Raw genomic sequence first — 4,656 nt, forward strand, 5'->3', positions numbered from 1 at the left:
GGTCTTGCACGTGCGCAAAGCGACAAAAGCAGAGCCAAACCAGAAGTTGATTTACCAAGCTCTTGCCATCGACCCCAACCCCGGTGGAGTAAAAAAGATGATCGCTTGATCAAAAAATGGCCAAGACATCAACTTTGTAGTGCCACTTGCGAAAAATCAGCATCACAATACACTGATATTGCTTGAAAAATTTTGTAGCATGTTAAACATGGGTTAATTGATATACTGTCCCCCGATTTCGAAATATACTGTCCCCCGATTTCCCGAGAAATATACTGTCCCCCGATTTCCCGATTTCTGTCCCCCGATTTTAGGCCAAATTGATATACTGTCCCACGATTTCCAAACAAATTGATATACTGTCCCCCGATTTCAAATCAATGCGGTTAATTGATATACTGTCCCCTGATTTCAATGGGCGGCTATTGACAGTTAATGCAGTTAATTGATATACTGTCCCCCGATTTCGGATTTCACAAACGGAGATAAAATTGAGACAATTGTTTGTCACTCAACAGGGGCTCTTGAAAAAGCAATACTGGATTTAACAAATTGATAAAGAGCTTGGCGGCTGTTTGTCATGAAATCGTTGGACATCATACGTATTTCTTGTTTTTCGACATAACGTTGTTACTGGAAATCGGGGGACAGAAATCGGGGGACAGTATATTTATTTGAAATCGGGGGACAGTATATTCCCATCGTTGGAAATCGGAAATCGGGGGACAGTATATTTATTTCCCCATCGGTCACTTTGAAATCGGGGGACAGTATATTTATTTCCCCATCGGTCACCAGTTAATGCGGTTAATTGATATATTGTCCCCCGATTTACTGCATCCCATTACACACATCTCAAACGACTTGGTTTTCACGGGTCCATCGAATCCCTTGTGCGCAGTCCATCACGCGCTGTAGCCCTTGCCAGATGGTCTTGACCCCTGGTTCCCCGTCCCCCTTACGACCAAGAAAACCTCCAACCATGGCGACCAACCGGACAACTTCATTCAGACGTGGTGCCTGTCTTGGAAGCGGTCTTTTCATCAGGAGATAGGCGGCCTGCCATTCTTCTCGGTCAAACAGCAACTCCGCGTCCAAGTCTGGGCAACTTCGCCCCAACCTCATCAAATGGGCAATACGCCATGCCACCACCATGAAGATTGCCAAGGCCCGTTCCACCCTGTCAACCGTGGATAATTGCAGTGCTTCCACTCGACAGCCAGTCTTGAGCACATGGAAAAACATTTCTATTTCCCATCGTGCCCGATACCAATCGATTAATTCTGTTGCACTTTCAAAGTCTTCTATCTTACGGTTTGTCAACAGACGCCACTCAATCGGTTGCACGCCGGGAGGAGCGTCTACCTCAGATGCAATTACGCAGTACGCATCAACCCGACCTCTGCGACCATCAGACACCTTCACCGAATGGCAGCGTACCTGCTGCCTGACTGTACGTGCCTTTTGTGCTTGCTGACCTTTCTTGGCTTTCCGTAATGGCAACAAAAACTTAATTTCACCAACAAAATCAGTGTTTTTCACTGACTGCCATAATTTTTCTCCAGACGGAAGAGATCGGTTGTGCTGAGAGCGCACCAGCCAATCAATCGGATTTCCAAGCTCCTGCGCCTTGCGCATCAACTCGACAATATCGCCCTCGCGATCAGCCACATAAACCAACCGTGTATCGGGAAGACTTTGTGCCAACTCGGCAAGTCGATCATAGCCTTCGATCCAACGCAGGCTCTCTTTCATACTGTGTTGAGGGTTGCCGTTTTCATCCTTTACTGCGCGAGACCACATCCAAGCATCTAATATTCCAAGAGGTTCTCTGTCAACACTTACCGCATAGGTTGGATGCAGATACATGCCTCTCTGGGCGTCGTAGGACAGGGGACCCATACCTTCAATCTGTTGACCGTTGAAGTCCAATTCCGTGGTGTCTTGAATGCACAGTACAACATGATGCTGGGCCATCCTCCTTGTGGAGCAGGCGAAATGAGGTGCCAGAATATCTTCCCATCCGACATCCTCCTGAGCCAAGAAGCGATACGCTCCCTGAACCTCTGCCCAGCCAGAACACGCCCCCGGAATGCTTGCTGTTGGGGATTCAGACAATCGTGCAGCAACAAAATCAGACGGTCATTCAAACGTTTATCACCAAGATCGACTGTTTCAAACTCCTCTTCTACCCAGGTCATCTGCCATCTCCTTGACTGTCGGAAAAGAAGCAATATTACCGAAAGTCAAGATGTGTGTAACGGGATGGATTTACTGTCCCCCGATTTACCCCGATTTCGAGTGGGAAATTGATATACTGTCCCCCGATTTCCATCGGTCACCAGTTAATGCGGTTAATTGATATACTGTCCCCCGATTTCATCTGCTAATCGTTATAAGCAGATCCCCATAATCGGTGATATCTTGCGAAAGGCTTCGTTCTACGTCAATCACCGATAGATCAATAGGAAGCTTTTCGTTATCATTGTATTGTCTGTAAATAGTTGTAACCAACATAACCAATAAGAAAACAACGATAGAAACAAGAATCCTGATTAATGTATGGACATCGTCTGCTATACCAATAAAGACAAATGACGCAATGGAAGCGAAACTCGCAAGGATCGCTCCACCAGCTTTAACAGGAAAAAGAATATAGTTTTGCAAAAAACTCATACTAAACCCAAAAAAACACAAAAAAGATGAATTCCAAGCAATCCGTCCAAATTTCCTGATCCCACACCACCGAACAACGCGCCAGCATCCACTTGCGACTCAACCGTCTCTCGTCCGGCCAATGCGACAGCGAACGGCTCTACCACGGCCACCAACGACTCAACCGTCTCTCGTCCCGCCAATGCGACAAGAAACAATGCCAGCGTGTTCAGCCGGGTGTACCACCAGCAAGTAAAATGCCTTTTGTCGGCGTTACACGCCACTGAAAACAATGATAACGAATACAACATAACCAGTGCCGGTGATTTTATCAGAAGAAACAAACCGATGTAAAATGGAAAACACCATGCGATCCAAAAAATCCAGACTCCAGTTCAACTCCCACCACCCTACCAACATCCAGCCAAAGGAAAGCTGTTGACGCCATTACAACTCCGGAAATCGGGAAATCGGGGGACAGTGTATCCATTTCTGAGAAACCGGGAAATCGGGGGACAGTATATCCATTTCTGAAATCTGTGGGAAACCGGGAGACAGTATATCCATTTCTGAAATCTGGGGACACCATACCTATTTCCAACGGGCAATGCGTATGTTATCCCCACATTTGATTTATACTGATCTCGGGTCAGCGGATCGATTGTGCATTTTTGTCAATGAGAGCATGACGGCCTGATTTAAGGGAGTATCTTTTCCCATTGCTGCTCCAGGCGTTTGCCAGAGACCGGGAAGAGAGTGCGCAGATCCTGGGCAAACAGGGAGATGCGCAACTCCTCCACCATCCAACGATAGTATGCCAACTCTGGATCCTGGATGCGCGCTGCCGCATGCTGTTTGGCTCGCTCCAGATAGCGTTTCCAGTAGGGCTGCAACTCGGCAGCACGTTGATTATCACGTAATGGCGCTTGTGCCCGGCGTTGCAAACGCAACAGGATGCCTTGCAAATAACGTGGATAGTGTTTCAACCAAGCCGGTGCGGTCTCCCGCAAAAAGCCTGGATAGATTAAACTGGCCAAATGGCTGCGTATATCACCCTCCACCATCGGCAGGCCAGGAATCTCTCCCTGCGCCAATACTGTCTGCACAGCACGTTGACGCAAGGCAATCTCTTTGATCAACTGCTGCATCTCTAGGATCGTCTGTCCCACTAACGGTCGCCCATTGGCCAAACGCTGTAAAAACTGCTCTTCGTTTTCAATCTCTTCCGCATGGCCATCCAAAAAGATTTTAGCCAAGGCCAAGGCGGTGCACTCCCACCACAATCCCTTGCCAGATCCAAAGGCTGGATCAATGCCCAGCAAATCACGAGGCAGGCTCCATTTTTTTTGCAAGGGTTGCAGTAGCGGCGCCAACTGCAACGCAAATAAACGCACCAATCCCCAACGACTGATGCGTCGTGCCTCATCCGCATCCTCCACCAGACGCAAGGAGACCGACTGGCCGTCATCATGAATGGCCGGAAAACCAAAACTGTTACGCCGTTCTCCCGCCACCACCACCTGCTGCGGCAGATTGCCAAAACTCCAACTGGTCAAGCCGCTTTGGGCAAAAGCGCTTTTGGGCAGTGCGGAAAACTGCTTTTTTGCCACCGCACCCCACTCCTGTTGCAAAGCACGCAAATCACGACCTTGGGCCAGGAGGGTGTCGCTGTTTTCAGCAATAACCTTGAAATTAATTCGTAGATGCTCTGGCAGATCTTCATGCCGCCAGGCATCACCAGGGATGGTCAAGCCATATTGACGCAGCAAAATCAGTCCCAATACCGAGCCAAGCGGTTTGTCTTGCCCATAAGCAGAGATCTGTTGCAGACAAAACTGTTGGGTCTGCGGCAAGGGCACCAAAGGACGGCGCAGGGTTTTGGGTAATCCCTTGAGCAGGGCCAATATTTTATTGGCCAGCAAACCAGGAACCAGCCACTCAAAGGGGGCGGGAGTCAGTTGGTTGAGAAAAGGCAAGGGGATCAAGACACTGATTCCATCT

Annotated in this window: 3 protein-coding genes and 1 pseudogene; all 4 read right to left on the bottom strand. The window is 48.5% G+C overall.

Annotated elements, in window-relative coordinates; translation table 11 throughout:
- Positions 1–855: 855 nt before the first annotated feature.
- Positions 856–2,201 (bottom strand): annotated as a pseudogene (locus tag EJP87_RS13965) (IS4 family transposase).
- 178 nt (positions 2,202–2,379) lie between these two features.
- On the bottom strand, positions 2,380–2,676 hold the full coding sequence (locus tag EJP87_RS13970; protein WP_130472479.1) for a hypothetical protein: 297 nt from the start codon (positions 2,674–2,676) through the stop codon (positions 2,380–2,382).
- Positions 2,673–2,966, bottom strand: a complete 294-nt coding sequence (locus EJP87_RS17970) for a hypothetical protein (protein ID WP_193771397.1) — start codon at positions 2,964–2,966, stop codon at positions 2,673–2,675. Before EJP87_RS17970 ends, EJP87_RS13970 begins: the two co-directional genes overlap by 4 nt.
- Positions 2,967–3,353: 387 nt before the next feature.
- Positions 3,354–4,656, bottom strand: a 1,303-nt coding sequence (locus EJP87_RS13975; protein ID WP_130472480.1) for a DUF3418 domain-containing protein, incomplete at its 5' end; no start/stop codon positions are given.

It is taken from the genome of Candidatus Magnetaquicoccus inordinatus, from assembly GCF_004217665.1.
Lineage (GTDB): Bacteria > Pseudomonadota > Magnetococcia > Magnetococcales > Magnetaquicoccaceae > Magnetaquicoccus > Magnetaquicoccus inordinatus.

Coding starts and splice junctions, on each gene's coding strand:
- EJP87_RS17970 (WP_193771397.1), bottom strand. CDS start 2,966: ATGTTGTATTCGTTATCATTGTTTTCAGTGGCGTGTAACGCCGACAAA.
- EJP87_RS13970 (WP_130472479.1), bottom strand. CDS start 2,676: ATGAGTTTTTTGCAAAACTATATTCTTTTTCCTGTTAAAGCTGGTGGA.